At 61.5% G+C, this 25,372-nt stretch carries 59 protein-coding genes; 16 read left to right on the forward strand and 43 right to left on the reverse strand.

The features are described 5' to 3' along the window. Positions 1-5: 5 nt before the first annotated feature. Genes WC683_02805 through WC683_02840 form a run of 8 tightly spaced genes read right to left on the reverse strand, consistent with a single transcriptional unit; the run spans position 6 to position 2,179 of the window. Complete coding sequence (locus WC683_02805) at positions 6-323, reverse strand: hypothetical protein (protein ID MFA4971516.1); 318 nt, start codon at positions 321-323, stop codon at positions 6-8. Beyond that, the gene (locus WC683_02810) at positions 320-511 is read right to left on the reverse strand and encodes a hypothetical protein (GenBank protein ID MFA4971517.1); all 192 of its coding nucleotides are present in this window, start codon (positions 509-511) and stop codon (positions 320-322) included. The genes WC683_02805 and WC683_02810 overlap by 4 nt, the downstream gene beginning before the upstream one ends. Further along, positions 508-807, reverse strand: a complete 300-nt coding sequence (locus tag WC683_02815) for a hypothetical protein (protein MFA4971518.1) — start codon at positions 805-807, stop codon at positions 508-510. Before WC683_02815 ends, WC683_02810 begins: the two co-directional genes overlap by 4 nt. Before the next feature lie 54 nt (positions 808-861). Continuing rightward, the gene (locus tag WC683_02820) at positions 862-1,005 is read right to left on the reverse strand and encodes a hypothetical protein (GenBank protein ID MFA4971519.1); all 144 of its coding nucleotides are present in this window, start codon (positions 1,003-1,005) and stop codon (positions 862-864) included. After that, positions 999-1,235, reverse strand: a complete 237-nt coding sequence (locus WC683_02825; protein MFA4971520.1) for a hypothetical protein — start codon at positions 1,233-1,235, stop codon at positions 999-1,001. Before WC683_02825 ends, WC683_02820 begins: the two co-directional genes overlap by 7 nt. Before the next feature lie 8 nt (positions 1,236-1,243). Continuing rightward, on the reverse strand, positions 1,244-1,564 hold the full coding sequence (locus WC683_02830; GenBank protein ID MFA4971521.1) for a hypothetical protein: 321 nt from the start codon (positions 1,562-1,564) through the stop codon (positions 1,244-1,246). Between the two features lie 34 nt (positions 1,565-1,598). Then, positions 1,599-1,925 (reverse strand): hypothetical protein, encoded by a 327-nt coding sequence (locus WC683_02835; GenBank protein ID MFA4971522.1) that lies wholly within the window; start codon positions 1,923-1,925, stop codon positions 1,599-1,601. 8 nt (positions 1,926-1,933) lie between these two features. Further along, positions 1,934-2,179 (reverse strand): hypothetical protein, encoded by a 246-nt coding sequence (locus tag WC683_02840; protein ID MFA4971523.1) that lies wholly within the window; start codon positions 2,177-2,179, stop codon positions 1,934-1,936. Positions 2,180-2,382: 203 nt separating this feature from the next. Between WC683_02840 and WC683_02845 the strand changes: the two genes are divergently transcribed. Both WC683_02845 and WC683_02850 read left to right on the forward strand, forming a co-directional pair. After that, positions 2,383-3,129 (forward strand): hypothetical protein, encoded by a 747-nt coding sequence (locus WC683_02845; GenBank protein ID MFA4971524.1) that lies wholly within the window; start codon positions 2,383-2,385, stop codon positions 3,127-3,129. Beyond that, positions 3,105-3,392, forward strand: coding sequence for a hypothetical protein (locus WC683_02850; GenBank protein ID MFA4971525.1), 288 nt, complete (start codon positions 3,105-3,107; stop codon positions 3,390-3,392). The genes WC683_02845 and WC683_02850 overlap by 25 nt, the downstream gene beginning before the upstream one ends. Position 3,393: 1 nt before the next feature. On the opposite strand, the gene WC683_02855 is transcribed toward WC683_02850, so the two are convergent. From WC683_02855 to WC683_02990, 28 genes are all read right to left on the reverse strand, one after another. Next, entirely contained in the window at positions 3,394-3,609 is a 216-nt protein-coding gene (locus WC683_02855) for a hypothetical protein (GenBank protein ID MFA4971526.1), read from the reverse strand. 200 nt (positions 3,610-3,809) lie between these two features. Further along, entirely contained in the window at positions 3,810-4,136 is a 327-nt protein-coding gene (locus tag WC683_02860; protein MFA4971527.1) for a hypothetical protein, read from the reverse strand. A gap of 4 nt (positions 4,137-4,140) precedes the next feature. Further along, on the reverse strand, positions 4,141-4,362 hold the full coding sequence (locus tag WC683_02865; GenBank protein MFA4971528.1) for a hypothetical protein: 222 nt from the start codon (positions 4,360-4,362) through the stop codon (positions 4,141-4,143). Further along, positions 4,359-5,060 (reverse strand): hypothetical protein, encoded by a 702-nt coding sequence (locus WC683_02870; protein ID MFA4971529.1) that lies wholly within the window; start codon positions 5,058-5,060, stop codon positions 4,359-4,361. Before WC683_02870 ends, WC683_02865 begins: the two co-directional genes overlap by 4 nt. After that, positions 5,057-5,614, reverse strand: a complete 558-nt coding sequence (locus tag WC683_02875; GenBank protein MFA4971530.1) for a hypothetical protein — start codon at positions 5,612-5,614, stop codon at positions 5,057-5,059. Before WC683_02875 ends, WC683_02870 begins: the two co-directional genes overlap by 4 nt. A 9-nt stretch (positions 5,615-5,623) precedes the next feature. Next, on the reverse strand, positions 5,624-5,923 hold the full coding sequence (locus tag WC683_02880; protein MFA4971531.1) for a helix-turn-helix domain-containing protein: 300 nt from the start codon (positions 5,921-5,923) through the stop codon (positions 5,624-5,626). Next, entirely contained in the window at positions 5,920-6,189 is a 270-nt protein-coding gene (locus WC683_02885; GenBank protein MFA4971532.1) for a hypothetical protein, read from the reverse strand. Before WC683_02885 ends, WC683_02880 begins: the two co-directional genes overlap by 4 nt. Beyond that, entirely contained in the window at positions 6,186-6,434 is a 249-nt protein-coding gene (locus WC683_02890) for a hypothetical protein (protein ID MFA4971533.1), read from the reverse strand. Before WC683_02890 ends, WC683_02885 begins: the two co-directional genes overlap by 4 nt. Before the next feature lie 11 nt (positions 6,435-6,445). After that, complete coding sequence (locus tag WC683_02895; GenBank protein ID MFA4971534.1) at positions 6,446-6,676, reverse strand: hypothetical protein; 231 nt, start codon at positions 6,674-6,676, stop codon at positions 6,446-6,448. Next, positions 6,673-7,143, reverse strand: coding sequence for a hypothetical protein (locus WC683_02900; protein MFA4971535.1), 471 nt, complete (start codon positions 7,141-7,143; stop codon positions 6,673-6,675). Before WC683_02900 ends, WC683_02895 begins: the two co-directional genes overlap by 4 nt. Continuing rightward, positions 7,140-7,343, reverse strand: coding sequence for a hypothetical protein (locus tag WC683_02905; GenBank protein ID MFA4971536.1), 204 nt, complete (start codon positions 7,341-7,343; stop codon positions 7,140-7,142). Before WC683_02905 ends, WC683_02900 begins: the two co-directional genes overlap by 4 nt. Then, positions 7,340-8,161, reverse strand: coding sequence for a DNA adenine methylase (locus WC683_02910; protein ID MFA4971537.1), 822 nt, complete (start codon positions 8,159-8,161; stop codon positions 7,340-7,342). Before WC683_02910 ends, WC683_02905 begins: the two co-directional genes overlap by 4 nt. Beyond that, positions 8,158-8,649 carry a hypothetical protein gene (locus tag WC683_02915; GenBank protein ID MFA4971538.1) on the reverse strand — a complete coding sequence of 164 codons (492 nt, stop codon included), beginning with the start codon at positions 8,647-8,649 and terminating at the stop codon, positions 8,158-8,160. The genes WC683_02910 and WC683_02915 overlap by 4 nt, the downstream gene beginning before the upstream one ends. Beyond that, positions 8,646-8,846: a hypothetical protein gene (locus WC683_02920; GenBank protein ID MFA4971539.1), complete on the reverse strand. Its 201-nt coding sequence runs from the start codon at positions 8,844-8,846 to the stop codon at positions 8,646-8,648. Before WC683_02920 ends, WC683_02915 begins: the two co-directional genes overlap by 4 nt. Beyond that, the gene (locus tag WC683_02925; protein MFA4971540.1) at positions 8,839-9,210 is read right to left on the reverse strand and encodes a DUF2493 domain-containing protein; all 372 of its coding nucleotides are present in this window, start codon (positions 9,208-9,210) and stop codon (positions 8,839-8,841) included. The genes WC683_02920 and WC683_02925 overlap by 8 nt, the downstream gene beginning before the upstream one ends. Continuing rightward, on the reverse strand, positions 9,210-9,437 hold the full coding sequence (locus WC683_02930) for a hypothetical protein (GenBank protein MFA4971541.1): 228 nt from the start codon (positions 9,435-9,437) through the stop codon (positions 9,210-9,212). The genes WC683_02925 and WC683_02930 overlap by 1 nt, the downstream gene beginning before the upstream one ends. Continuing rightward, positions 9,434-10,474: an RRXRR domain-containing protein gene (locus tag WC683_02935; GenBank protein ID MFA4971542.1), complete on the reverse strand. Its 1,041-nt coding sequence runs from the start codon at positions 10,472-10,474 to the stop codon at positions 9,434-9,436. Before WC683_02935 ends, WC683_02930 begins: the two co-directional genes overlap by 4 nt. A 3-nt stretch (positions 10,475-10,477) precedes the next feature. Continuing rightward, a complete protein-coding gene (locus WC683_02940) occupies positions 10,478-10,903 on the reverse strand; it encodes a hypothetical protein (protein ID MFA4971543.1) in 426 nt (141 codons plus the stop codon). Continuing rightward, positions 10,903-11,460: a hypothetical protein gene (locus WC683_02945; GenBank protein MFA4971544.1), complete on the reverse strand. Its 558-nt coding sequence runs from the start codon at positions 11,458-11,460 to the stop codon at positions 10,903-10,905. Before WC683_02945 ends, WC683_02940 begins: the two co-directional genes overlap by 1 nt. Continuing rightward, on the reverse strand, positions 11,457-11,858 hold the full coding sequence (locus tag WC683_02950) for a hypothetical protein (GenBank protein ID MFA4971545.1): 402 nt from the start codon (positions 11,856-11,858) through the stop codon (positions 11,457-11,459). Before WC683_02950 ends, WC683_02945 begins: the two co-directional genes overlap by 4 nt. Continuing rightward, positions 11,855-12,133, reverse strand: coding sequence for a hypothetical protein (locus WC683_02955; GenBank protein MFA4971546.1), 279 nt, complete (start codon positions 12,131-12,133; stop codon positions 11,855-11,857). Before WC683_02955 ends, WC683_02950 begins: the two co-directional genes overlap by 4 nt. Then, positions 12,130-12,348 carry a hypothetical protein gene (locus WC683_02960; protein MFA4971547.1) on the reverse strand — a complete coding sequence of 73 codons (219 nt, stop codon included), beginning with the start codon at positions 12,346-12,348 and terminating at the stop codon, positions 12,130-12,132. The genes WC683_02955 and WC683_02960 overlap by 4 nt, the downstream gene beginning before the upstream one ends. After that, complete coding sequence (locus WC683_02965; protein MFA4971548.1) at positions 12,345-12,581, reverse strand: hypothetical protein; 237 nt, start codon at positions 12,579-12,581, stop codon at positions 12,345-12,347. The genes WC683_02960 and WC683_02965 overlap by 4 nt, the downstream gene beginning before the upstream one ends. Then, positions 12,578-13,483, reverse strand: coding sequence for a hypothetical protein (locus tag WC683_02970; protein ID MFA4971549.1), 906 nt, complete (start codon positions 13,481-13,483; stop codon positions 12,578-12,580). Before WC683_02970 ends, WC683_02965 begins: the two co-directional genes overlap by 4 nt. After that, on the reverse strand, positions 13,480-13,815 hold the full coding sequence (locus WC683_02975) for a hypothetical protein (protein ID MFA4971550.1): 336 nt from the start codon (positions 13,813-13,815) through the stop codon (positions 13,480-13,482). Before WC683_02975 ends, WC683_02970 begins: the two co-directional genes overlap by 4 nt. Then, complete coding sequence (locus WC683_02980; GenBank protein ID MFA4971551.1) at positions 13,812-14,237, reverse strand: hypothetical protein; 426 nt, start codon at positions 14,235-14,237, stop codon at positions 13,812-13,814. The genes WC683_02975 and WC683_02980 overlap by 4 nt, the downstream gene beginning before the upstream one ends. Beyond that, the gene (locus WC683_02985; GenBank protein ID MFA4971552.1) at positions 14,234-14,440 is read right to left on the reverse strand and encodes a hypothetical protein; all 207 of its coding nucleotides are present in this window, start codon (positions 14,438-14,440) and stop codon (positions 14,234-14,236) included. Before WC683_02985 ends, WC683_02980 begins: the two co-directional genes overlap by 4 nt. Further along, complete coding sequence (locus WC683_02990) at positions 14,440-14,844, reverse strand: hypothetical protein (GenBank protein MFA4971553.1); 405 nt, start codon at positions 14,842-14,844, stop codon at positions 14,440-14,442. The genes WC683_02985 and WC683_02990 overlap by 1 nt, the downstream gene beginning before the upstream one ends. 16 nt (positions 14,845-14,860) lie before the next feature. On the opposite strand from WC683_02990, the gene WC683_02995 reads away from it, so the two are divergent. From WC683_02995 to WC683_03060, 14 genes are all read left to right on the forward strand, one after another. Next, entirely contained in the window at positions 14,861-15,103 is a 243-nt protein-coding gene (locus WC683_02995; GenBank protein ID MFA4971554.1) for a hypothetical protein, read from the forward strand. Beyond that, a complete protein-coding gene (locus tag WC683_03000; protein MFA4971555.1) occupies positions 15,100-15,273 on the forward strand; it encodes a zinc ribbon domain-containing protein in 174 nt (57 codons plus the stop codon). The genes WC683_02995 and WC683_03000 overlap by 4 nt, the downstream gene beginning before the upstream one ends. Beyond that, a complete protein-coding gene (locus WC683_03005; GenBank protein MFA4971556.1) occupies positions 15,263-15,460 on the forward strand; it encodes a hypothetical protein in 198 nt (65 codons plus the stop codon). Before WC683_03000 ends, WC683_03005 begins: the two co-directional genes overlap by 11 nt. Before the next feature lie 3 nt (positions 15,461-15,463). Further along, entirely contained in the window at positions 15,464-16,123 is a 660-nt protein-coding gene (locus WC683_03010) for a hypothetical protein (GenBank protein MFA4971557.1), read from the forward strand. Then, on the forward strand, positions 16,123-16,506 hold the full coding sequence (locus WC683_03015; protein ID MFA4971558.1) for a hypothetical protein: 384 nt from the start codon (positions 16,123-16,125) through the stop codon (positions 16,504-16,506). Before WC683_03010 ends, WC683_03015 begins: the two co-directional genes overlap by 1 nt. Continuing rightward, entirely contained in the window at positions 16,503-16,706 is a 204-nt protein-coding gene (locus WC683_03020) for a hypothetical protein (GenBank protein ID MFA4971559.1), read from the forward strand. Before WC683_03015 ends, WC683_03020 begins: the two co-directional genes overlap by 4 nt. Beyond that, entirely contained in the window at positions 16,696-17,277 is a 582-nt protein-coding gene (locus WC683_03025) for a hypothetical protein (protein MFA4971560.1), read from the forward strand. Before WC683_03020 ends, WC683_03025 begins: the two co-directional genes overlap by 11 nt. Continuing rightward, positions 17,274-17,510: a hypothetical protein gene (locus WC683_03030; GenBank protein ID MFA4971561.1), complete on the forward strand. Its 237-nt coding sequence runs from the start codon at positions 17,274-17,276 to the stop codon at positions 17,508-17,510. Before WC683_03025 ends, WC683_03030 begins: the two co-directional genes overlap by 4 nt. Next, on the forward strand, positions 17,507-18,352 hold the full coding sequence (locus tag WC683_03035) for a hypothetical protein (GenBank protein ID MFA4971562.1): 846 nt from the start codon (positions 17,507-17,509) through the stop codon (positions 18,350-18,352). Before WC683_03030 ends, WC683_03035 begins: the two co-directional genes overlap by 4 nt. Further along, a complete protein-coding gene (locus WC683_03040; protein ID MFA4971563.1) occupies positions 18,349-18,606 on the forward strand; it encodes a hypothetical protein in 258 nt (85 codons plus the stop codon). The genes WC683_03035 and WC683_03040 overlap by 4 nt, the downstream gene beginning before the upstream one ends. After that, a complete protein-coding gene (locus WC683_03045) occupies positions 18,603-19,037 on the forward strand; it encodes a YkgJ family cysteine cluster protein (GenBank protein MFA4971564.1) in 435 nt (144 codons plus the stop codon). The genes WC683_03040 and WC683_03045 overlap by 4 nt, the downstream gene beginning before the upstream one ends. Positions 19,038-19,039: 2 nt before the next feature. Continuing rightward, positions 19,040-19,315: a hypothetical protein gene (locus WC683_03050; GenBank protein MFA4971565.1), complete on the forward strand. Its 276-nt coding sequence runs from the start codon at positions 19,040-19,042 to the stop codon at positions 19,313-19,315. A gap of 98 nt (positions 19,316-19,413) precedes the next feature. Then, positions 19,414-19,674: a hypothetical protein gene (locus WC683_03055; protein MFA4971566.1), complete on the forward strand. Its 261-nt coding sequence runs from the start codon at positions 19,414-19,416 to the stop codon at positions 19,672-19,674. Positions 19,675-19,786: 112 nt separating this feature from the next. Beyond that, complete coding sequence (locus WC683_03060) at positions 19,787-20,332, forward strand: class I SAM-dependent methyltransferase (GenBank protein ID MFA4971567.1); 546 nt, start codon at positions 19,787-19,789, stop codon at positions 20,330-20,332. Here the strand turns inward: WC683_03060 and WC683_03065 are convergent. The 7 genes from WC683_03065 to WC683_03095 form a co-directional block, all read right to left on the reverse strand. After that, positions 20,322-20,810 carry a class I SAM-dependent methyltransferase gene (locus WC683_03065; protein MFA4971568.1) on the reverse strand — a complete coding sequence of 163 codons (489 nt, stop codon included), beginning with the start codon at positions 20,808-20,810 and terminating at the stop codon, positions 20,322-20,324. The genes WC683_03060 and WC683_03065 overlap by 11 nt on opposite strands. After that, positions 20,788-21,603: a CmcI family methyltransferase gene (locus WC683_03070; protein MFA4971569.1), complete on the reverse strand. Its 816-nt coding sequence runs from the start codon at positions 21,601-21,603 to the stop codon at positions 20,788-20,790. The genes WC683_03065 and WC683_03070 overlap by 23 nt, the downstream gene beginning before the upstream one ends. A gap of 3 nt (positions 21,604-21,606) precedes the next feature. Further along, positions 21,607-22,344, reverse strand: a complete 738-nt coding sequence (locus tag WC683_03075; GenBank protein MFA4971570.1) for a hypothetical protein — start codon at positions 22,342-22,344, stop codon at positions 21,607-21,609. A 12-nt stretch (positions 22,345-22,356) separates the two neighbouring features. After that, positions 22,357-23,211, reverse strand: a complete 855-nt coding sequence (locus WC683_03080) for a hypothetical protein (GenBank protein MFA4971571.1) — start codon at positions 23,209-23,211, stop codon at positions 22,357-22,359. Further along, positions 23,208-23,921 (reverse strand): FkbM family methyltransferase, encoded by a 714-nt coding sequence (locus WC683_03085; protein ID MFA4971572.1) that lies wholly within the window; start codon positions 23,919-23,921, stop codon positions 23,208-23,210. Before WC683_03085 ends, WC683_03080 begins: the two co-directional genes overlap by 4 nt. Before the next feature lie 89 nt (positions 23,922-24,010). Then, positions 24,011-24,802 (reverse strand): hypothetical protein, encoded by a 792-nt coding sequence (locus tag WC683_03090; GenBank protein ID MFA4971573.1) that lies wholly within the window; start codon positions 24,800-24,802, stop codon positions 24,011-24,013. Further along, entirely contained in the window at positions 24,799-25,356 is a 558-nt protein-coding gene (locus WC683_03095; GenBank protein ID MFA4971574.1) for a hypothetical protein, read from the reverse strand. The genes WC683_03090 and WC683_03095 overlap by 4 nt, the downstream gene beginning before the upstream one ends. Between the last annotated feature and the right edge of the window lie 16 nt (positions 25,357-25,372).

Genomic DNA, 25,372 nt, shown 5'->3' on the forward strand with positions numbered 1-25,372 from the left:
CTCCTCTACCAGAACATCGCCCGCACGAGATACACGATCCCGCCCAGCAGCCCCGTAGCGACGAACAGGCAGACGGCTGCCAGAATGCCGAGACTTCTCCTGGTCACGCGCCGATCAAGCTCGGGGTCCATCCCCTCGAACACCCTATCGAAGAGCCTGATCGCGAGCATCGGCTCGTTCCGCATCGCACGGAACATCGTGTCGCGCAGGACTTCCTTGTTGACCAGAATGCCGCGCCGGTCCACCCACGACTCCAACGCCACGATGTTGCCCGCGCGCACCAGGGCTCGTCCCTCTTCCAGCTCTGCTTCGGTCAGCTTCATGGCTCTCCCTCTCCCTGCATCCCATGCACTTGCACCACGTCCACGATCTCGACGGACATGAAGCACCTCTGCATCTCTTCGCTGTTGTCCAAAGCGTTCTGCACGCACTCCTGCACGAAGCTCAACGTGCTCTCCGTCATCCTGGGCACCCGAATGTTCACGGTCACTTCCACGAGAGGATCGCTCACTTCTTCACCGCCCCGCTCGTAGCCTTGTCTGCCAGACGGATCGCCTTGTCCAACAACCGGAGGGCATCGTCGCGTTCCTTCCTGAGCACATCGACCATTTTCTCGTGGATGTCGTTGAGCGCAACGACGCGGGCCTGCTCTGTGGCAAGCTGGGCGCGAAGTGCGTCGATCCGCTCTTGGTCCAACTCTCTCACCAAACACACGGAGCAGCGTCCTCCGTTCGGCTGATCCATCCTATGTAGGGTCGCGACGGTGTGCCCGCAGCCGTGGCAGAAGTATTGCGCCTGGGTGATCATGCGCCCAGCATAACCACGCGAGCGCCCCGCCGTCAATACGAACGTGTAAAAGAATCAGGATCTCTTCGCCGCCCGCCACGCAGCGAATGCGGCGAGGCCAGCCAGCGCTGCGATCAGCATCTCATCCCACCAAACAGCCAGGAAGACCAGCGCGGCATCACCGCCACGGTTGCGCGCGAGCTTGCGTTGCCTCACCACGCCGTTTTCTCCCAGTCCTCACGCGGCTTCTCGGGCGCTCCCGTGAACAGCACCGACACGAGAAATCCAGCCACCAAGATCCCGCCCACAACGAGCAGGGCGACCGGCATGTCGCCGAAGTCGGGCCTGACGGGAACGAGGTCGCCCATCCACCCAGCGGTTGCGCGCGAAGGGAGAGGTCCACCCTTGCCGCACGGGCAGGGCTGCTTGTAGGGAGGAAGCTGGCTCATGATCGCTCCTACAGGTCTTGCCAGTAGATTTTGCCAACATCGTCGGCATAAATCTCACGCAGAGCCACTTCCTCCTGCTCCATTTTTGTCACGACGATGAGGTGGGTGACAGGGATGAGATACGTGAGAATGCCGATTGCTGCATCCTGGGCCTCGTTGAAGCTGCTGAACTTCTTGGACTCCCAGCCGGTTTCCTTCATGGTTCTCTCGTTGATCGCAACGAGCCAACACGACCCGGTCCCGGGGAAGTCGTAGGTGGGTGCCCGGTGAGCCCACTTCCATCCTGAAGGCAGGCTGGCGACGTTTCTTCGGGCGGCTCCATGTCTCATGGATCCGGATCCTACATCCAGATCCCGGGTTCTGTCACGGATCTCGATGCCCGCAGTACCGACAGCGCATCTTCGCGGCGTAGGTGACCGCTGAGTAGAACCGGGTGCGGTACAGGCCCTTCTTCCCGCACTTCGGGCACACCTCGAACCGCTCGCCCTTCTTCACCCGCACGCAGTCGGTGACGATCGGTCGTGCATCTCCACGATCGCATCGTGAGCAGTGGGCGACCTCCCCTACAACGGGTCTTCGAGCCATCAGGTGTCCGACCTCGTGTCCGCACTCCAGCACCAGCCTACCGAGCCCGACCTTGCGCCCGTGGTTGTACACGCGGTTCTTCCTTGCAACGATCTTGCGCAGCATCGGCACCTTCAGGAAGGGAGGGTGAACTTCCCCATGGACTTGAAGTCTCCATTGGTCTGGATCACGCCCATCAGCACGTCCCCGTGCCCCTGGTGCTCGGAGACAAAGGCCGCGAGCTGGTCGCACTCCTGCATCGTGTCCGGGATCAACATCACGTTGCAGATCGTGCAGAGCATGGCCGCGTCCTTCTCCTCATCGTCCAGTCCGTCGTCTTCGGCGGGACCAGGGCACTCCTGAACGTCAGCGGTCTTCATTTTACTCGGCTCTGGTGCCGCCCTCGGGCATGGAATCACAACGGTATCAGGCCGCTTGGCGCATCGCAAGGGGAAGGGCGAACCACAAAAGACGAACGCCCCACCGGACCATCCGGCAGGGCGCACGCCTTTCGCGTAACTCAGCTCGGCCAAGATGCCCACTGCGCTACCCGATGTCAACGGCCACGGTGTAGAATGCTCCCATGCGCAACGGGACCGGCTGCATCCACGACCCGCCCACCGTCCGCGGCTCGCACTCGAAAGAGCAGGTGTTCGGGACAGCCCTGCTCAACGAGCCCCCGGACATCCTGGACCTGACCCTCCTGATCGACAGCATCCGGCAGCAGAACCGGCAGCCTACTTGCGTTGGCTTCGGCACAGGTCAAGCCATCCAGGTGGTGGCCAAGCAGAACGGATGCCCGCACATCGCCGTGCCCTCCGCTCGGCACCTGTTTGCCCAAGCCTGCGGCATCGCTCACGACCCGGGGCTGGACGGCACGACCATCGGGGCCTGCATCGAGGGAGCGCAGCTGGGCGGCATCATCGACGAGAATCTCCTGCCGTACGACCCGGCGAAGGTCTACGACGAGATCGACCTGGACGTGCTCCAGATGGGGCTCGTGCGCATCGGCCTGAAGGCGCACCGGCTCATCGAGTTCGGCGAAGACGTGGACAGGGCTGTGAAGCTCGCCGTAGCGTCAGGCAAGGGCGTCGTGGGCGGCATCGACGTGGACGATCTGTTCTTGGAGTGGCCCGCGGGAGAGGTCTACCCGGGCATCACGGGCGAGTACGCGGGCGGGCACGCCATGAACTTGCTCGATTTTCCGCTGGGACTGCCCCGCTGGGTTGGCAGCTACGGCGCGAATTGGGCAGAGGGCGGGCTCATCACAACGGCGTGGGATGTCGTGAGGAAGGCGAGGTCGCTGTGGATCATCGACTACGTGCCGTAGCGGCACTTCTGCTGCTCACCGATTGCGGCACCTGCGAGCCGCCGCCGCCGAAGCCCCCGGGCGAGCCCAGTGTGCAAGCGGCATGCGACACGTTGTGTCGCTTCAAGTGCCCGGAGTGCACACCGAAGGCCATGTCGTGTCAGGATTCGCTCAGTAGGCTCCTGGAAGTCGGCACGGTCACGCCAGAGAGGCTGTCGTGCATCTCGGGAGCGGACGGGGTTGAGCAGCTTGCGACGTGCAAGGTGAAGTGCGCCGGGCAGTGATTCAGTCGCTCTTGCCGATCAGCTGTTGAACCATTTTGGTCAGGCAGTGGTCCGAGCGAAAGCTCTTCACCCGACGCCAGCTCTGCTCGCCCATGGCATCCAAGCCTCCCTCTTCAATCGAAAGGTAGCCCGATTCCTCTAGCACGACACGACACAGCGTTTCCACCTCGTGGTTCACCTTCGACGCGTACCCATGAAAGAGAAGTTTTCCAGTCATTTTGTATCACCTTTTGCACCCGGCTCCTCGGGGTAGGACCCACACACCGTCCCGCCTACGCACGAGAAACACTTCCTTCATCACACGCCAAGCACGCCCACACCACCGACTCTGCTCTGGCGTCATTTGCGAGTCTGTTATCCTTGGGTCAGTGAGCGCCAACAGGATCTGCTGGCATCGCTTCAAGTCGTTCGGTGGTTTCATCGTGGATTCTCCTTGTGCTGCCGCCACGCCCTCTCGAACTCTGCCTTCTCGCGCTCGGCCCGCTTCTGCTTCTCGCGGTCCTCTGCCACCGTGCGAGCCAGTGACTCTACCCGCTCCAGATTCTTCAGCACGATCTCGTTAGCTGCTTTCGTCACCGCGTCACGAAGAATCTTCGCACACCCCTCGCAGGTGTCGTTGATAACGGGCCACTTGCGCGTCTCGGGTATGTCCCAGCCCTCGAAGTTGGGGCTCGTCTGGAACGAGCCGTAGTTTTCCGTCGCGTCACTGAGCCGCCTAGCGCACACGCCACAATAGCAAGCCATCACGTCACCTCGGCAGTCCGAATACCTCCAGCGATCCTTCGTAGTCGCGCCCGGTCAGGTACCTGAGCGACTCCTTGGAGACCGGGCACCCCATCTTCCAGTCCCACACCCGCTGCGTCCTCGGACCCCAGATGCCATCGACAGCAATCTGCTCGTCGGCGTGCCACGAGGTGTCGAACTCCATGCGGTTGAGGATGCCCTGAATCTCCTCTACGATGGCGATCATGGTCCGAACCCATCCAATCTCGGCCTGATCCCGGCCTTCCGCAGCTGATCGAACGCTGTTTGCGCGCACCTGTGCAGAGTGCCGATCCGTTCATCCGCAATCCGCAGCTGGTTCCGCAGCGCCTGATTCTCCGCCGCGGCATCCTCGCGAGAAGCAATCTCCTTCTCGTACAGGTCGGACGCTTCGTGCGCGATCTTCTTCCACGCCGCGAGCTTCGATCCGTAGATCGACTCGGCGTCGTTGACGAGAGCGCCGATGCGCGCCTCGATCTGCTCAACGGTTGCGGTCGAGGGGCTCAGGTTCGCAGCCCTGGCGAACCGCTCGCGCAGATCCGACTCGGGCTGGCGGACGGCGAAAGAATAGAGCCTGCCTTCGGGGATGTCCGTCAGATCGAACGTGGACACCATGACGTGAGCGTTCCACTCTTCTCTCGTCGGGTTCTCGACGAGCACTGTGACCCTTTCTCCAGTTCGCAGGACAACCGGCTCGTATGTGCGGTAGCAATCCCTGTCAAAGACGGTGCGACGACCCGCTGTGACAGTCCGTATGTAAAGCGCGCCGGTCGTCTCCCATACATCAACCAGCTGCACGAGCTTCTCAGCGACGTACATAAGAGTCTGTGACCCACCAGATGGGATCGGGCTCGAACTGGTCAGATTGTGCTCGGACATTCTGCCTCTCATGTTCTCGATCTTCATGATCTTACCTTCCCCTTCGGCGTTGTCGCCACTTCGTGTAGCCTCCGCCAGATCGCCTGCGCCTCCCCGAGCGGCATCACGCGGTGTTCGCATCCGTTCGGAACCCCCAGAACCGACATCTGCGTATCGGCGGCCATCCTCGACGGAAACATGAGCACCTTGTCGTGTAGAGTCGCCCAGCCGCCTCCGATGTACCACAGCCACTCGCCGTTGTGTGCCTTCTGGACACGCCCTAGCACCCACGGCTGGCCAATCTCGTCATCGACTTCCTCGACCGGGGGCTCAGCCGTGGTCTTCTCGTCAGGGACACGGATCTGCTGGAAGTCGAGTCTGCGCAGGTAGTGCGTATCGCTGCTGTAGCGGGCCTTCCCACTGACACGAAGTCGGCCAACACAGGGCTCCCCTGGCTTCGCGCCGCAGCACTTGCACGTCACGTACGCCACACAGACGTGCGTGCGCATGTAGCGCCCCCGCTCGTTGGGCACCACGACGAACACCATGTTCTTATGCCCAGCGGCGATGATCGGAGCGGAAGGGTACGGTTTCTTAGTCATCTCGACGCCTCAATCGTAGTACGCCACGCTCAGCATCTTGTAGAGAGCGAACGGAACACCTTGTTCCAGCATGTACCCCACAACTCTCTTGCCAACCATCTCGTCCCTGTCGCGGGCCTTGGCAAAGACGCGAAGCATGTGCGCCTGCCACAGCGTTGGGCTCAGCTCCCCGCGCTCCCACTTCGAGACGGTCATCTCATGCACGCCGAGAAGCTGTCCGAGCCTCGCCTCCGTCATGGAGAGAGCTTTGCGCAACCGGGTGATGCCCCTTGGGCGCATGCTGAAGGTGGTTTCTGTGAAGGTCTTCATGACTTCTCTACCGGCACCTGGGCTCGCAGCCTGGGGATAGCCAGTTCGCAAGTCCGCAATCCGACCGCTAAAGGCATGGGCAACTTCTCGATCCCACCGATCGAGTTCACGTACTCGCGAGCCTTCTTCGTGCAGCGCTCCAGATCGCCCATCTCCCGCTCGCGCTCTGGAGTGCCGGGCGCAGTGCCCTGCGCAGCCAACAGAAGGTGCATCTTCGCTTCCGCCAATAGATCAACCACGCGGAGCAACTCAGGTGTGAGTTTCACGGCTTCACCAGCCGCAAATGCGTCTTCGCCGCCGCCATCCACTTGGCGATCTGCTGATCGGCCTCCCGCTCCACCTCGTCCTTGGTCTCGTCATCGAAGGCCGCGGCGTAGATGACCTCCAGTGGGTGTTTCAGATCGTACTCTTCCCCTCGCGCGAGCACGACCTTCTTGGCGATCTTGGTGACGCTGTTCCAGTACACAACGAGTTCGCGTTCCCCAACGGCTGCAAGTCTGACGAATGCCATACTTCCTCCGTTCAGCAGGGAGCGCAGCCAGGGTGAGTAGGGCAGTACACCTCGCACTCCTGCGCGTCCTCCTCCACGGCGTCCTCGTCCGACGCTTCCTCAGACCCAGCGTCCTCCTGCTGGGCGTCGGGCGCAACCTCGCTCTCCGCCTCCCCTGCGTCGGGCACCTGATCCCCAGAGCCGATGTTCACCGACCCGCCGCATGCGGCCAACAAAACCAACAACCACCCGTACCTGATCATGCCATTCCTCCCTTACTGTTGACGCCCATCGCAAACGAGCCCGGGGCCTGCCCAGCGAGTGCTTCCGCCATGTTCACAAAGGGGCACTCGATGCCCTTCACCTTCAGGGCTCCGATGAGCTGAAGCCCGATGTGCCCACCCTTCATCAGCTCGCATTCCTGATAGATGATCGCGCGCGTCGTATCTGTCATCCCGGGCTCGGTGCCGTTCCACAGCGCGGCGGCGTGCGTCCACTGCTTCGCGAACTGCTCCTGCGACATGTTGGGCTTTCCGCAGAGGATCGTGAACTCCTTGCCTTGCATCTTGAGTACGACAGTAATCTGGTTCGGATAGTAGGCGCAGAAGATGTCGGCGGCAGGGAAGCCCAGCCTGCGCAGGGCCTCCCACATTGCGAGCACTTCCCGGATCGGCGCGGGGATGTGGCGCGGTTGGATGGGTCGAACGCGGGGGCTCTTGGCTTTGGTCACGACTTCTTCTCCTGTATCCGACCGTACATCACACCCCACGAGAAGCGCCAAATAACGAACGACACGCCGCATTCGTCGAACTCAATAGCGAGCCAGCGGATCCAGACGGATCCTTCGATCAGGCGGCACGCGTAAGGCTTGACCCAGAAGGGCAGATCCAGCACCTGCCATGCCTTGCCGAAGCGGCGGAGCACTTTCACGGCTCCACCTCGTAGCTCGTGATCACAACCTCGCCGACCTTACCCCGCTTGCTGGCGTCGCAGTTCACGTTGCGCCGCGCCGAGACGGAGTGGATGCGGAAGCCGCCGAACATCTCGCGCACCTCGGGCGTGTCGGCCTGCGACAGCATCACGTACGCGCCTCGCTGCCTTGCCTCGCAGCAAGACGCGCGGAGCCGCTTCAAGTCCTCCAGGCCGAAGCCGCCCGGCGTGTACGTCGTGAAGTTCGCTGTCTTGGTTAGAGGCACATAAGGCGGGTCACAGTAAGCCAGCGAGCCCTCCTCCGCGTTCGCTATGATGCTCTGAAAGTCCGCGCACATGATGCGAGCCTTCTGAAGAGCCGCGGAGCACGCGCGAAGGTTCTCTTCGTCACACGTCGTCGGCAGCTTGTCGTCCTTCCACTTGCCCCACGGCACGTTGAAGCCACCGCTCTTGTTGACGCGATAGAGGCCGTTGAAGTCGGTGTGATTCAGGTAGATCGTCCTGGCAGCCGCCGCGGCAGGGGACAGATCCGCTGGCTTCAGGCTGCGCAGCGCGTAGTACCGCTTCTCGTCGATCGGCAACTTCTTCAGCTCGTGAATCACGGAACCCACCTGAAGGGCGACTGCTAGGTAGCAGCTCACAAGCTCCAGGTTGGCGTCGGAGACGGTTGCGTGCTCCGGTGCCAGATCGAAGAACATCGCGCCGCCGCCAAGGAACGGCTCGTAGTAGTGGTTGAAGCTCTTCGGCATCAGCGCGCGAAGCTGTGGGAGAAGCTGGGTCTTCCCACCTGCCCAACGGAGCAGGGGATAAGCCTTCACGTCGCCCCCGTCATGCGTCGGACATGCGTCACGAAGTCCTGCCCTGGCCGCACGTTGTGCTTCTCCAGGTAGTGGGCGAAGCCCTCGGGCCACACGAACGTCCCATCGGTCAGGTCTGCGTCGCCCATCTCCGCGTCGTCGATGCCGCACTTGAAGCGGCACGTGGAGTAACCGAAGTAGCGCTCCAGGACGCGACCCTTGCGCAGGTACGCGATCACCATGCCGCGCTCGGCAGGATCCCAGGAAGGGTCAACGAAGTCCTTCGGATCCGGAAGAGACAGCAACGATTGCAGACGAACGTTGCCCGCGAGCCACGTGAGAATGCCAAGTGATCGAGGAGTCTGGATAGCCTCAATGAGCCTGTGGAAATCCGATGGCTGCCTATCGGCTGACGGCGGTCTCCAGTACCCGATAGCCCGAAGCCCTTGCGTGCCCTCGATATTGTCGGGGTGCTTAGGCAGAACCATCGACTTAGGCTGCTCGATCACGGCGTCGCCCCCATCTCCTTGCACCCTGCATGCTTGGCCTTGAACACCGCTTCCGTCCAGCGCCAGTCGTGGAGACTGATCGGGTACTTGCGGACCTCACCCTTCCCACAACGGGCGCAGCGGATGGCGCACTGATTGTCGCTGACCATCTCGACCACGCCCCACGTCACCTCGACCGGCTTGCTGTCCTTACCCATCGACGACCTCCATCACTTCCACGCCCGCCTTCCGCGCTTGGCGCACACAATCCTCCGTGCCTTTTCCGCCCGGGAATGCCACGACGAGATCCGGCTTGCCTTCATCGAGCATGCGCCGGTTGCGGATCGGCCCCGCCGCATACCCGTCCCGATCCCAGTTGGCGGGGAACGAGAACAGATCGCACTTGAACACGTCTGCGATGTGAAACGTTCGCAGAACCCACTGCGCCGCGAGTGTGTCGGCTCCGCGTGCTGCGCCGTGGATGAGCGCGTCGATGCCACGCTCCGCATGCAGCTTGTCGAGAACCTCGAACACGCGCTCGCGGTTGGCGTAGTCCCTGCCGCCGCAGACCAGTACGCGCATCACAGTCCAGCCTTCCTGCGCATGGCAGCAACGTTGCTGGCCGACAGCGCCAACGATGCGCGACTCTCCGCCCGCGCTTCTGGCGACTTCACGGAGAAGCGCCGATACCCGTTGCGGCCAATCGGGCAGTCGTAGCACTCGTACTCCGCTCCGTACCCAAACCCGTAGTCGGGCGTGGTCAGTCCGACACGCTCGGATCCGCACCAGATGCACTTTACGCCGCTCATCGGATCTCCGTGGCGGAAACCCCGCCCTTCAGGCCGGGGAGGAGCCGCGTCCTCCATGCGTTGTAGGTCAGGAAACGCACATCTGCTGGCTTCGCGTTCTGGCAAAGGCGCTTACCATCTGCCACTGCGAGCAGGCTGATCCTCCCAGCCATCGTCCCGCCAACGTAGACCAACCCGTACTTCGGGTGCGTGACCAGCGATCCTCGCTTCAGTCCACGACTGCGCGTGCCCCCGTACGCCTTGCGAACCCCGCCCTTCGCGGGCTGAAGCATGTGCAGTTGTCGCCGATGCAGTCGGATCGGCGAGACGCACATCATCCGCTTGTTCTCTGGCAGAATGTGCCCACCGACGTACCAGTTGGCGAGCACCCAGCTGTCCACGCAGTGCGCCTCGAAGACTTCCGACATCTTCGACTTGGACTTCTTGAGCCCCGCGGCATTGCGCAGCTCGAACGTCTCCCACCCTTGCTTCACGTGCACGTTGCCGAAACGCTTCAGCTCTTCGTAAAACCACGCCTTACCGACTTCGAGCGGGGAGAAGCTGCGGTTCCACTTCCGCTGCCACTTCTTGGTCTTCGCCCTGATGTCCTCGACGGCGATGTCGGTGATCGGAAACACCTTCGCGAGCTGCTCGACGATGCGCAACTTCCACTGCCATCGTGCCTTCGTGCTCGGAGGAAGACCCCCGCGAGCACGGTTCTTCCTGCACGCCCGATAAGGCGTCTTACGGGACCGACGCGCCCGACGCATGTTGTGGCGCACCTCCACGGCATCCTTGACGTGCCGCACAGCATCCGCCTGGATGTTGAGCAGCGTGTGCGCCTCAGACTTGACCGTGAACCCTTCCTTCTTCGATCCGGGATCGATTCCAACCACAACTGGCTGCAAGACTCGACTAGACGGCTCAACGTTCAGGCGGATGCAGAAGATGCCTCGCTTCCAGAAGGGCGTTGCCTTCCTCGATGCGACCATCTGCCGCGCTCGCTTTTCCGAGCACGGCATCAATGGCATCCGCTGACTGTCAACAACTGGAACCACAAATCACCTCAAGAAGAATGCCCGTAAGGGCCTTGTGTATGCGCCACTTCGACACCTTCCGGCCGAGGGAAGCGGGGCTAGTGGGGCACCCCGCATGTCGCTCGCCCTGCCACGGGCAGCCGGTTCGGTTGGCGGCACGGAGCCGCCCTGTCTAGTCAACCGTTTGGTCTCTCTGGTCCGCATGGCTTTGCTTTCCTTCAAGCCCCTGCCTTTAGGGAGGGGTGGTTGACTGTAGTAGTAATGCGAGGAAGGGTGCACTTCCTGCAACTGGCACACGATCTGCGACCGCTCGAACTCGATGTACGGCCCGCGCCCGCCGATCACAACCCGTCGGTACCCGACCGAGAACAAGACGCCGGTCTCGGTGTAGAGGCGCATCATGGTCGAGCCTTCAACCGGAATGCGCAAGCGAGCAGCGTAGTCTTGCATCAGCCCTCCAGACTCTTCATGCGCAGCACCACCGGCAGCATATCCTTCCGCGCACGCTCCGCCGCCGTTTTCCCAAAGTGCTGCTCGATGCCTCTTGCCAGGATCTCAAACCCCCACCGAAGCCTCCACCGTACTCCGTCGTCTGCTGTGAAAATCACGTTGTCGATCCGCCCCACCTCCAGCGGGAACAGCCACTCGTGTCTCCAGAGAGCCGCCAGGGAAAGCGGAACCATCAGATCATCCACGTCAACGAGGATGAGCGCTTCGTCGCCGCCATCGGTTGCGGGGAGGAGCACAACGGTCTGCTCGACGCCGTTGAACTCGACGGAGCCCCTGATCTGGCGGCTGATACCGGGCTCGGCACTGTACCTGTTGGCCACCTCCCGCTGATCCCAGACCGACTCCATCGAGCTTGCCAACCCGATCACGTCTTCGAGGGAAGCGTGAACGTCGGCAAAGATAATGGGATCGCCGCATGACATTATGGCATCTATGGCAGCGCGGCACGCCATGCTCAGCCCGGTCATGTCGGAGCGGTACACGGGACGCTTTTTCATCGAATCTCCTTCATCCCGAACGGCAGCGTGAACCCCTTGGGCAGCACCCACAGGTGGTACAGGTTCGCGTGGTCAACCAACTCGGCTTGCGCTGGAAACACCTCGATTGCGACCCGGTCCTCACCGACGATCTCGTTCTTGACGCGCTGCAGTTCCTGCCAGGAGCGCACGGGGGCCTCGTCGTTGCGCCGGATCATCAGCCGCTCGACCGTGCCCCACTCCGTCACATGGTAGACGATCTGCACGACGTACACGTTGTTCTTGAACACCGCCTCGACGTTGCGCAGACTGGGGTACTTCGCCGGGTCGGGCCTGGGCACGCGCTCCCATTCGGACCAGCCCTGGCGCATGAGCTTGCGTCCGACCGACCTGGAGGCTCTGCGCTGGAGACGGCTCACGAGTTTGCTTCCTTCTTGCGTTCAGCGTCCATCTCCAAGAACCGCTTGCGCTGCCGCTCCCTTTGTGCTTCAGCCTTCGCCTCCGCAGCGTCGTACTCGGCCTTGGTGCAGATCGACCAGTACGTGACCGTTTCTGTCTCCACGACAGCCAGCTGCGCGCCGCACTTTCGGCATTCCAGCTCGGAGCCCGCCCTCATCTCGTAGTAATCGTCCTGTTGGAACTCGTGGCCACACACGGGGCACGTGACCATCGGGGCCGCCGTTGTGGTGCTCACTGCACGTCCCTCGAAAAGAGCGGGAACATCCACATCATGTCTGTCCTATTTCTCCTCATCACAGCGTCCAGATGCGCCCTTTGCAGAGCATCCAGGGGCCGCTTGCTATATGCGATCGACGCGGCGACCGCTGCCCTGAGCCGTGCGCGGTTGCGTTCCATGTACTTGCGAGCACGCCTGCGCCTCCTGCGGGCTCTGTGGCTACGAGAACTCATTTGTCGGCTCCGTACTTGTCCAAGTCTTCCTTCGGCCACCATGGGGGTGCCTGCTTTTTGACCACCAATGCCACCACTTCGGCCCTGAACTCCTTTGTGGCAGCGATCGACCACAGACCTCCATGCACCCATCCGTCTCTGAACCCTGCCGAGTAAAGCGCTCTCCCGACGACAGAGATCAGCAGAACGGCTTCGGCAAACATCGCGACGAGCAGCCAAACCCACTGCATCACGCCACCCTCTTGAGCGCCGTTGCGATCTCCGCCACGCGCTTGAAGTCTCGAACCTCGACAGCCTTCTTCAGCTCGGCCTCCATGCGCCGCGGTTGCCCATCCACGGCACGCCGCGGTTCGAGGTCGGGACGTTCGCAGTCGAATAGCTCCCGACACACCTTCCAGGTAGCGTCACCGTTCGAGTAGACGCCCCACATGTCGTTCATGTTGGTGAACACCGTGCCGCGAAACAGTCGCCCGTTCCTGCGCACGTATTTGATCTGACCGTTGAAGATCGGCTTCTTGTCCCGATCCACGTTCTGCCCACAGGTGCCTTGCCTATATTCCTTTTCTGTTGGCCAACCGCGCTCGTCTCGCTCGAAACGGATCGCCTCCCACCTCTGGTTGAAGTCCGCGAGCGGATCCGCGCGTGCAGGGTTCCGGCCCTCCATCGCGCGAAGAATCGACAGCGCGAACGGCTCCCCTGGCATCGGAGGCGACTTGCCAAAGTCCATCGTGTACCCGAACTCTATCCACTTCTGGATGAGACGCAGCGCGGCCAGCGCTGTCTGAAGCCGGATGAGGCGAGGCATCTTCCGCATCTTGTCGAAGTCGTACCGTCCACCGTTGCGGTTCTCGACGTTGGCGACGTTCTGATAGAACATCACCTTCATCGTGCGCCCGGACTGCTCCGCGTTGAACTCTAGATCGCCGAGACGCCCATATCTGCGGCACGGGCCAAGGCACTTGTAGTGCTTCTCGATCTCTGGGTCGCGCGTCACCTTGAACCCGTGGAACTTCATGCGCTCCATCGTGCTCTGGAACGTCTTCAACATGGCCACGTCGTCCACGTGCTCTTCCCAGACCATCACGGACGTGTCGTGGATACGGATGCGACCCTCGCGATGCCACCATTGCGTCATTGCCCGATACCTCGTCTGCTCAGGTTCACCGGCTCGCCATCACACTCCCACAACGGGTAGTTCGGAGGGCCGCATTGATCGATATGGCAGCAGCCGACATTCAGACTTTCCCACATCTTGCACGAGCCGCAGTCGCGCATGTGGCACAGGTCGTCGAGCGCTTCGAGAAAGCAAAGCGCGCACAGCACGCCCTTCCCGTCCTTGCCCGTCCACGGCTTGGCGTGTCCGTTGCGCTCAGCGAGGCGAGCATAGCGATCGAAGTCGGCCTGCTCGTGGAGTCGCCCGCACTTCCGACAGTTGGGAGGGATGCCGTAGGTGTTCATCGCGCTCACCACCACGGCTCGACTGGACGCCTTGGAATGACCCAATCGCCAACGTCGAGCCCGGAACACGCAGGATTCCCTCTGCTCGGGCGGGGGAATTTGTAGCGAGCCGTCCCGATCAAAAGCGCCGCTCCGACTCTACCCAAAAGGAAAGCCCCGATCAAGATTTCGCGCGTGGGAGCGTCCGGGCAGAATGCAAGCGTCTCTGTTTCCACGTCGGCCCCCGGGATACGAACGCGCAGAACCGTTGCTTGTCCGTCAATCCGCTTGCCGTCCGGGCCCCGTGGCATTCTCGGAGGCTCACAGAGCGTCGCTCCCGCTGCCCTTGCCGCCGACTTGGAGAGGAAGATGCCGCCCGTGAACCCGGTGTCCACAAGGGCATCGCGCGCGATCTTTCTCACCCAAGAAATCTCGATAGGGATTGTGATCATCGTCCCACCTTCACGACCCACCCATCGGGCAACGTGTACTCGCTCGTTCCTGAGTCGAACCTCGTTCCCTTCGGCCACACGATCCTCACGCGCTTGTCGGGTTCGTCAGTCACCCCGCAGCCGTGGCTGATCAGCTCCCTGCGCTGCCCCCGCAGGTTGTCTGCAAGGATCGACGTTGACAGCACCTCGAAGACTTCGTTCATCAGTTGAGCGCCTTTCCATCGGCTTCCGACGCAACGATCGTACCGTGCATGACTCTGCCGATCTGCGCGTTGGCCCGCAGGCTGTCGAGCACGGCTCCCTGAAGCGTCTCGCGGAGCGCGGTGTCAGCGTGCTTCGAGATCATGACCATCACCGGGTCGCCACGCACATCCACAACGGCCAGCGCCTCGTCTGGGAACCGGCCAGCGTCGAACTCCTCGATCGTCACCACCGGCTGGCGTCCCTGCGCAAAGACGACAAGGATCGCCGGGTCCGGATCCCCGCTGGCCCGAAGCACCATGACCCGGCACTGGATCTGTTCGAGCACGCTCGCCAGATCGGTTGCCATCCCTTCCTTGCCTGAAAACATCGCTTTTATTTCTTCCTTGACGCCGCGTCTCGGCATGTATATCACTGATGGTATGTCGCATCCCGGTGAAAGTCAACAGCTCAAAGGTCTCCAGATCGCTCTTCGTATCTCGCAGGAGATGGATGACGAACTTCTCCAGCTCGCGCAGCGATGGGAGCGCACGATGACGCTCGACACGCGCGTGGGCAAGACGACGATCGCGCGCGAGGCTCTCAAGCGGGGCATGAGGCTGATCGACGAGGAGCTTACGGCCATCGAGGCGAAGCAAGGGAAGAAGAAGGACGGCGGGCGATGACCTACGAGTACGAGTGCGACGCCTGCGGACACGAGTGGGAGCAGGAACAGAAGATCACTGAGGAGCCGGTGAAGGTGTGCCCGAAGTGCGGGGAAGAGGCGGCGAAGCGGCTCGTGTCCAACGGCAACTTCGTGCTCAAGGGGAAGAACTGGGCGAGGGATGGGTACTGACGCAAAGCCCACGTGGCTCCTCCGCGTCGAGATGCAGCACGCTGTCTTCGGTATCATCGTTGCGGCAGACGGCAGCGTGATGGAAGCCGCGCCCATCGCGAAGTGGTCGGTGGGTAAACGAGGTCGGGAAGTCGTTCGGTACTTCAGGGAGCGGGGAGCGACGGTAACGGTGCATGGAGGGAAGTAGTCGATGAGCGAGAAGCACGTAAAGATCGTCCGAGCAGTCCGGGACCAGCTCAAGGCCTACGGCGTCAACAAGGACGAGAGCCTGCGTGACGCTATCGATCGGCTCACGGCTGAGCACGCGCTCGCGACCGATGAAGCGCGCACCTACAAGAGGCTCACGGAGGAGGCGCAGCAAGAAGCTGCCCTGGCCCGCAAGACGCGTGACGAGGCAGAGGCAACAGCGATCGTCGCGCTGGCGAAGGAGAGAGCTGCGACGTTCCAGAACCGCGCGCTGCGAGCGTTCCTTGATCTGGTCATCGAGCGCAGCGGCGCGCAGATCCAGAAGGACTACGCGGGGGCCCTGGCGGAGATCGATGCGCGGAGCAAGACCATCGCGAAGGAAGCGGGCACGACCCGGCTGGAAGACGACATCCGAGAAGTGGAAGCCCGACGCGTGACGGCGTTCGCTCAGTCGATGCAGGGGAAGTCGTTCGACACCTACGGGAATCCGCTACCAAACGGCGTGCTTTGTAGAAAGAGGGACTCGTATCTCGACGACTGCCTCGCCCCGAACCCGAAACATCCTGGCGCGAATTGCCATCGTCCGAAGACGCACGGTGGCCAGCACCAGAACGGGGACGACGTGTGGGGCGATGAACCTGAAAGCAGAAAGGCAGGTGCGTGATGCCCTGGTGCTACGCAACGTCCAGAGAAGCCGAAGCATGGAACGGAAACTTCGCGACGCGGGAAGAGGCGATCGAGGAGGGAACTCGCGAGTACGAGGGCGACGCTGATCATTTCTTCGTCGCGTGCGGCGAGTGTCCGGACCCGGCTGATGCCATGCCCCGAGCGCTCGACATCATCGAGATGATGGTGGAGTGTGCTGGCGACGAATGGGGCGAGATCGCGGAGGACTGGCCCGAAGTCTCTAAGGAAGAGGAGAAGGAACTGGACGACATCCTGGAGGGATGGGCACGCAAACACTGCCGCATCTCGTTCTTCATGGTGGATGGCGACAAGGCAGAGGAGGTGCGCATCGCGAAGGCAGAGGAGCCGAAGCAACCGTGAGCGCGCGGCAAGAGAGGATGGTCGAAGCCAGACAGCGCCTCGATGACGCGATCGGCGCGCTCTCCGACCTGTACGAGTACGGCCACCTGCTCGCCCAGACCGAGCCCGACAAGCTCCTGATGCTGGCTGTTGAGGAGATCCGAAAGGCGCGGGACGAGAAGCGCAACGAGAAGAAAGGCACGCGAACACATGGACGATGATGCTGCCAACAAGACTCCGGAGCCCGCTCCGTTCGTCTGCCCATACCACAGGCCGTCTCCACCCTGGACATGGCGCGACACCGTAGGGGTGCTGCTCCTGATTGCCGCTGCGACCGTGCTCACCATCGGCATGTATCACGTCGAAAAGCTGAGCGAGCACTACTGGATCATGTCGGCCTACCTCACGAAGCCCATAACGCTGTACTCTTACCGTGGACATCGTGAGTGGGTAGATCGGGATCGGATCGAGAAGTCCGACGCGGACGACTACGGCCAAGCGTACAGGGAGGGGTACCACGACGGCAAGGGCATGTGCGTGGCCGCGTACAAGAGGACGAAGAGCCCAACTGCGCTCTGGGTCTCGACGGGTTGCATCGACGCCTGCGCTGCCATGCGCAAGGCGGGGGCTCACGACATGAGTGCACAGACGCCCGGACATGCCTGCGAGTTCTTCTGCGAGGCGGGCAACGAGCGGGGCTACGACGATCCGTGGCCGGTTGCGTGCTTCCAGCGGGCGAAGTCGCAGCAGGATGTCCACGACTGCTGGATCGGGGCGGAGAAGAAACAATGACCAGGATGGCTCACCACGAAGAGTGTGGCATCTGCCACAGCGACCACATGTGCGAGCACAGGCTTCCGAAAGTCGAACCTCGCCCTCCGAGCATCTGCCCCCTGTGCGGAGAGCCGATCAACCCGCTCGACGAGATCGAGACCGATCGGGACCGCCTGATGAGGGCAGCGCCCGGCTGCACCACCGATGGGTGGATCGCTCACAAGAGCTGTGTCACCAAGGCGGGCACGTGACCACCCCCAAGACAACGTGCGGGACATGCGGCGGTGACTACCCAGTCGGCTCGACATGTCCTAGCTGCGGTCCCCACAACCCCGGAGCGGCGCTGTTGGGCGCTCTCCGCGGGCACGGCAGTGGCTTGGCACCCGATCCGTTCGAGCAGGCCGAAGCGTGCCCGTACTGCGACATCAAGGACCAAGTGATCAAGGCTGCTGGCGAGCAGATCGAGGCTCTCGAACAGAAGCTCGCTGACGCCGCTGCTGATCGCGACAGGAACGCATCGTCCGTCGAGACACTGATCCGCGAGATTGGCTACAACCGCGTGCTACCGTATGGAGATGTGGGCGCTGCCGTCGAGTACGCCCGCGGGCTGCACGCGAGGATCGCATCCGACGCAAGCGACAACGCCAGATTGTGCAATGCCCTCAACCGGGACAAGACCGGGCTGGCGCAGGCGCTCGTGGATGTCCTGACTGAAGCCAGGGGTCGTCGCTGGCTCGGGCCAGAAGGCGGGTGGGGCTCGTACGAGTGGCAGGAGCACACGACGGACACGCTGCGCAAGGAGATCGAGTGGGCCCTGGACGCCATCGAGACGATCGCGAAGAAGGCGCTCGCCACGTCGGGCGCGCTCGCGACGGAGACGCTTCGGCTCACAGCAGAAAAAGCCCGCGCGATGTGCAGAACGGCGGTAGACATACCCAGCCGCTACGGCATGATCGAAGGCGCGCACCATAAGCAGTGGGTCATCGACCAGATGCTTCGGAAGATGCTCGGAGAAGCGGGCTACGCTACTTGGGTAGCGGGGATGAACGCGGACCCCGACTTCGCACCGTGGGACACGGGGATCGCGCCATGAAGGCCCTCTGCCCCTGTGGCCGCATCGCCACGTGGTTCTACATGCTCTGCACACCCGCTCCGGTCGTGTACTGCGATGCCTGCGTGCCCCGCAACTGCGCCTGCGGCGTCTGCCAGCAGTTCGGAGAAGAGCGTGACGAGCAGGGGCGCTTGACGCCCTGCATTTGGTGGGCCGAAGAGCCGCATGGAGTGGATGATAGCGAGCCCGGGTGGATCGCACACGATCAGCCGTTCGAGCAACCGGAGGCGACGTGAAAAAGCTCAAGGTGCTCCCACCCATGACGTGCGATCCCGGCTGCGGGGACTGCTGCGGTATCGTCCCGGTGACCGAGACCGAGTTCCAGCGGGTCGCTCGATACGCCCGCGAGCACGCCGTCGAGCCGCTGCGGCAAAGGATCACCTGCCCCTGGTTCCAGCAGGGCAGCTGCGCGGTCTACCCGGCGAGACCCCTGCCATGCCGCCTGTTCGGGCACACCCCGGGGCTGGCGTGTCCGAGAGGGCACAGCGCGTTCGTGTGGGAGCGCGAGATTCAGCGCATGATGCGAGCGAACGGAAAGCCCGTAAAGCTGCTGCACGACGTGTTCCCCGACTTCAGGAATGGGATGGCGCTCGACATGTTTATCGATCAGATCCAGCAGGCCGCGCAGTTGTACGCTCGCGACATGAAGTTCGCGGGAGGGGTGTGAGTATGAGTAGGGACGAAGAACCGAACATCATGTTGCCGGATGAAACGCAGCGCATATCGGACCTGCACAACGAGGCCTTGGCTGACCTGAGCATCGCGCTCGACATACTCGAAGATGAGCAGTGGGACGGGGACACGGCTGCGCTACCGGACGAACGCGACAGGGGCTGCGCGACGTGCAAGAACTCGGAGGTGGATGGAGCGCACAAGTGCGATTGTGCCAAAGCCCTGCTGCTGCGCAAGTACGGGCGGAAGGTCAAGATCCAGGGGGATCCTTGAGGCTCAACTGGCACCGTCCCCGAGGCCACCCGATGCCCTTCCGACAGCGCTTCGCTCGTCCACAACCCCTGCGGTGCCGCTCCCTGCCGAGGCCGTCTGTGCCGCCTGCATGCGCCCGTAGCGCCGAGTCGCTGGCCTGCGTGAGAAGGACGAGGCTTGAGATCGCCGTCCAGCAGTTCGAGCAGATCGCGAAGCGCATCCAGATCGAGAACAGCGACACCGGAACCACAGCGTACGGCATCCGGATCGACCGGGGCCTGCTCTCGGTGCGCGTGTTCGTGAACGGCGAGCTTCGCGAGGTGATTGACCTACCAACCAGGGACGAGTACCCTACGATGTCGTACGGGAACCGCGTCTGACCCCACTCGCTGATAAGGAGCTGGCAACATGGATCTGGCCTCTATTGAGCAACTCGCAAATACCATCGCTTCCATCCCTGATACGCGGCCCGACTGGATGAAAAACGTGTGCATGGGAAATGAGGGCTGGCTATATTACAGATTCTTCCACGAGTTCATTCAAAGGCATGGGCCAGCGCGTGTTGTAGATATTGGGACTCACATGGCAGGTTCTGCTGTACACCTCGCCTGCGGCAACCCGCAGGGCCACGTCTACACAATGGACCCGGACCCGAACTCAAAGAACTGCGTCGCGCTTCTTCCGGTGAAGAACATCACGGCGTTCACGGGTACTTCCATGGCTCTGGCGGATCAAATCCGCCGGTTCGGGCCGTTCGACATCGCTGTCATCGACGGCGAACACCACATCAATCACATGTACCCAGAATACGTGTGCTACCGAAGCATGGTGAAAGACGGAGGGCTCATCTTCTTCGACGACGTGAACTATGACCAGTTCCCCAGCATGCGTATTGCCTGGGATCTCATCCCGGACCCCAAAGCGCTGCTACCTACGCTGCACTTCTCTGGGTTCGGCGTCTGCAAGGTAGACCACAGCATCCACGCCCTGGAGCTTCGGGCCGCTCTGCGGCAGAGAGAGCGAAGAGCTACGGCTTGATCGCCTCGAAGAATGAGTCGAGACCTTCGATGCGGTTGTCCACGATGACGTAGGACTTCCTACCGTTCTCGATCATCCACTCCCCGAACAGCACCTTGTACGCGTCGTGCGAGAAGCGCCAGCAGTCGGTCGGATACGCATGGTACCCCCATGCCCAGGCGGCGCTGATGCACAGTAGCCCACTCGGGCGAAGCACGCGATCCATCTCAAGCACGAGCTTCCATGGCATAGAGACGTGTTCCAGGCTGTTCGCTGAAACCACTGCATCCACGCTTGCGTCGGCCAGCGGGATCTTGAATGGTTCCTTCTCGACGATGTCTACGTTCGGACCTTTCTCGATGTCGAACCCGATGTACTTCGGGCCAAACAGCCCGCGCAGGTTCCCATTTACGTCGTAGGCTCCAACATCCAGGACCACCGCATGCTTCGGCACCTTCTTCGCGAACTCCGCTAGTCTATTGTAGCTCTGTGCGTGCATTTTCGTTCTCCCGTTTCAAAAAACCAGTTGGGTTCCATGTAACACAGAACCGCTCCCGATCCCTGTCGCTTGCAAACTTTTTGTTTTCGGCCAGAAATGCCGCGACCGCCTCATAGGGGCCAGGAGAATGGCCGACGTTCAACCCGTGATGGCAAATCGTATCTTCCACGATCAGATAGCTGCCGCACGTTACCACGTCTCCATAGGTTCGCATCACGCTCAGCGTGTGTTCATACGTGTGCGCCGTGTCCTCAATCACGAGAACCGTCTCCGCTCCGCTGCACAGTTTCTTCACATCTCCGAATCTCGCGATGACATCCCCCTGCACCAGCTTGATTCTAGGGTGCCTCGGAACCGTCTCGTGCAGCATCGCGAAGCTCTTGTCCACACCTACGACGAAGCCCTTCCCGATGCTCTGGCACGTGTCAGCAAGCCACAGTGTTGCCCCGCCCCTGGATACACCCAGCTCGACGACAGCGTTTGGCCGAAGCTCGTACATGATCTCTCGATACGTCCACAAGTCGAACGGGTTCTTGAGTGCCACGACTCCATTGTACGCCATGAGACCGGACATCAGGCGCTCCTGGACTTTAGCGAGAGCGTCGCGTACCTTCGCCTTCTGCATCCCTCGCAGGAGCTTCAGCATATCCTTTGCGCACGCCATGACCCACATGTCAGCAGGCACGCCCACCGACTTCAGTGGCCACGGATGGCGCGGTGTGAACAACTCTGCCTCGACAATCGGTAAAATCTCCGACACTGGCCTATCAAGCATGGCTTCCATGATTGGCATGATTCAACCCTTGAAATACGGGCTCGCTGGCGGAGCCCTGTGCCCATACGCGGAGACCTCCCCGATGTGCTTGCACATGCAGGGGTGAGCGTTGAAGATTGGGATCTTGTGCAGCGCACAGGCTCGGTTGATGCCCATATCCGCGTACCAGTCCAGTGCCCCGCCATAGACCGGCAACAGCATCTTCTCGCTAATCGTCATGGCAAATTGCGACGCGACAGCAGCAGGCATGCACAGACCATGGTTGGCGTAAAAAGCAGTCGGGTACTTCCACTTCATCAGGAGATCCTCTCCGAAGCCGGTGGCATCCACCCGATCAAAGTCTTCCAGTCGATACAAGTGATGCAGAGTTATCATCCACTTGTCGCACTTGCCCGACACGACGCGCACAAGCGCTTCCACTCGCTTGTACCAATCGCGAGCCAAAATCACGTCATCCTCGAATACGCACCCTGGCTCACCTGTCTCCGCGATCCACTTCAGAGCCCGCACCAAATTCAGGGTCAGCCTGATGCCTCCATGCGTCGCGTCCGCGAGTTCGATTGGAGGGGTCACGTGGACATACGTGCCTTCCGGGACTGATGGTACGATATGATGATCGACGAATACCCCCATGTTCGTGGCCTGAAAAGTCGGATCTTTCTCGACCATCTCGCGCAGCGTCTGCTCGCAATATCCATACCCGATCCCTATTCTAGGAGCCGTGGTGGTTGCTGCGCGCATCATGATCTTTGTCTCCACGGATACCGCCTGTTACCACACGGTTTGCACCATCGGGTGATGTAGTAGATGTTCTCGGCTCAGTGCCTGCTCGACGTATTCTCGATACCTACCCACGTCGCGACTGACGCGCCGACCGAACCGCTTTGGCCCATCCATGTGCAGAATCACCTTCCCAGGCGTGTCTGACATCAGGCTGTACTTTTCCGGATCCAGTTGCACAGGAGAAATGTCCGCTTCCATCGCTGCGCAGTTCATCGGAGTATTCTCAGGAAGGATCGCCAAGGCTCGCGCGTTCGGATGCGCAATACCGAACTCCGACGTGCGCTGAAACATCTGGATCACCTTCTCACACCGTCGCACAAACAAGAATGCTGCCCCGAAGTACGGCCTCCTGTTCAGTGCGTCCTGTTCTGGCAAGTTGAAGAAACTCTTCAATTCTGCACCCGAATCGGGGCAGATGTCCAGACGACTGCCAAGATCGCTTCTGCATCTGGCATGGTCGTGCCTAAGCTCTACCGTGCTTGAATGCACCTGCATGTACGAGGAGTTGTCCACTACGGCTGCCAGCCCGGTCCTGTGAGACTCCTTGATCCCTTCATGCAGCGAAGCAAGTGGCACGGTGTCCGCGTCGAGAAGCACGACCTCCCTGTCGCCTGCGCAGCTGAGTAGGTGCAACCACGATCTGGGCTTGCGAATGTAGTGCTGCGGATACTCGTCATCCACAGGGCGGTGCTCTATCCAGTCCGGGAAGTCTCTGGCATACTTCTGGGGGCTGTAGACGATCACCGTCATATCAGGATCTGCGCGTCTCGCGCAGCATGCGCTTATCAGCGCCATGCCGACGTAGATCCCGTCCGCGTAGTACGCAAGGATCGTCTGGCTCACGCGACGCTCCGCTTCTTGAACACCGTGGTCGCGCACCCCAGCCTCTGCAACTTCTCCACAGATACTGGGCACGCGACGCCGCTGGAGCTTATCTCCCAAGCGTCGTACCCGCCCTCCATCATCTCAACACCGAACCTCTTCGCGTAGTGAGGACGCCAGCTGCACACAAAGATCGGAGGCTTCTCTGTGGATAGGATACCGGAAGCTCCCGACACGACCTCTGGTTCAGCCCCGCACGCGCCGCAGAATATCACGTCTGGAACACTCGACAGGGCGAAGTCAAGATTCGCCACTTTCACGTCCAGCGACATCCAGTCGTCAGCGCCGCAAACGATAGACCCTTCCATGGGAGAACGGGGCGGGCACCTGAGATCGTGACTTCCGCAGACATCGCTCACCGCGCACTCGTGTACGTCAGTGACGGCAGAGAGCCCGTTGAGCCTCAGATTATCCATCAGCAAGGGAACCAGCTGTGGGTTCGGCTCGAACGCGTCCACGTGTCCGTTCTCACCAACGAGATGAGCGAACAGCATAGTGTAGTAGCCAACGTTCGCGCCGATTTCCACGACGTGCATCCCGCGACGGATGATCCCGCACATGGCAGCTGTTATCCAGCTTTCCCAGTAGCCATCGAACACGACATGTGGCGCAAACGTCGTGTCCGAAGAGAGCACGAACGTCTTGAACATCCCAAGCGTGTGGCAAAGCACTCTATCCGGCGGGAATGAAACCGCCCTAACTTTGCTGCGAGAGAACTCTTCAATCTTCTGAGGAGTGGGGTTGCTCAGGTAAATCGACATCACTTCCCCGCATTCGTCAGTGTGTCGTTGTACTCTTTCGCAGCGCGCAGAACGCTCATGTCCACCCCAACACTAGCGGCGGCAACGAGCATAGCGTTCGTATCCTTCGGCAGGCATTTCCCACCGAACCCCCTATACCCCTTGTGGAACACGTCCAAGTGCGTCGGCCCACACATCGGGTCCACTTCCGCCGCTCGACGTATATCCTCGTACTGTGCCCCAATCGCTTGCGACATGTCGTACATCTGGTTGGCGAACGACACCTTCACCGCGTACCAGCAGTTGGCGAAATACTTGACGAGTTCTGCCTCTGTGCTTTTCATCAGCAAGACGAACCCGGCTGGCGGCAGTAGCGACAACACCCGATGAAGAACTTGAGCGTCTCTGCTGCCCGCAAACCCCACAACGTGGCGCGCGGGGTGTAGAAAGTCGTCCACTGCTGTTGCGTCGGACAAGAACTCTGGCATGAATAGGATCGCCAAGGTAGGATGCTTGGCTTGTAGCGCCGCGGTAGTCCCCGGGGCCACGGTTGAGCGAATGACGACGATGATGCCCTCGCGAGCGGACAGCTTGCGCACAGCATCTTCGACAGCCGACACATCGCATGCTCCATCGGCGCGTTCAGGAGTCGGCACGCACACGAATGCGACTTGACAATCGGCAACCGCATCCCAGTCGTTGTAGCCCTTCGCCGGATCGTAGACGGACAGCTCGCATCTGCTCGCGAGCCACTCTGCCATCGCGGCCCCTACCGTGCCGTGCCCAATGACCGCTACACGCTCTGCGCTCACGCCTGCCCCTCCGCCGCTGCCTCCGCGGGGGCCATCTGCACGAACGGCGCGGTCACCTGATACTTCGCAAACTTCTTGGACCCGATCTGCTCCACCTGCTTGCTCTCCCGAAGCTCCCGCATCGCGCGCTTCACCTGCGAGATCGACCAGTCGAACTGTGTGGCGAGCGAGCCATGGATCTCCGCCAGCGCGACCGGCTCCGCGAACCCACTCAGGTAGCTCAGGATCTCGCGCTTCACGTCCTGCATCGGCGCAGCCTTGGACTTGCTCACGATGACCTTGCTCTTGCCGATCACCTTCTTGGCCCGCTGCATGAGCCCAGAACGCTTCTTCTGCACCTTACCCATCGGCTTACCGTCCCGGGCCACCTTGCGCGCCCCGCCCCGGCGATCCCCTCCCGCGTCCAGGTACATCTCGTGCAGGAACTGCTTGTGCGCCTCGCAGTGCGCCTCCGCGAGCTTGTCCGTGATCTCTTTCGAGTAGAGCGGCCTGAGCGTCGCAAAAAACAAGTCGTAGAGCGACGAACGCGCCTTCTCGATCTTCTTTTGGGACATGCGAAGAATGATTAGC

The sequence above is a fragment of the bacterium genome (genome assembly GCA_041648665.1).
Lineage (GTDB): Bacteria > UBA10199 > UBA10199 > 2-02-FULL-44-16 > JAAZCA01 > JAFGMW01.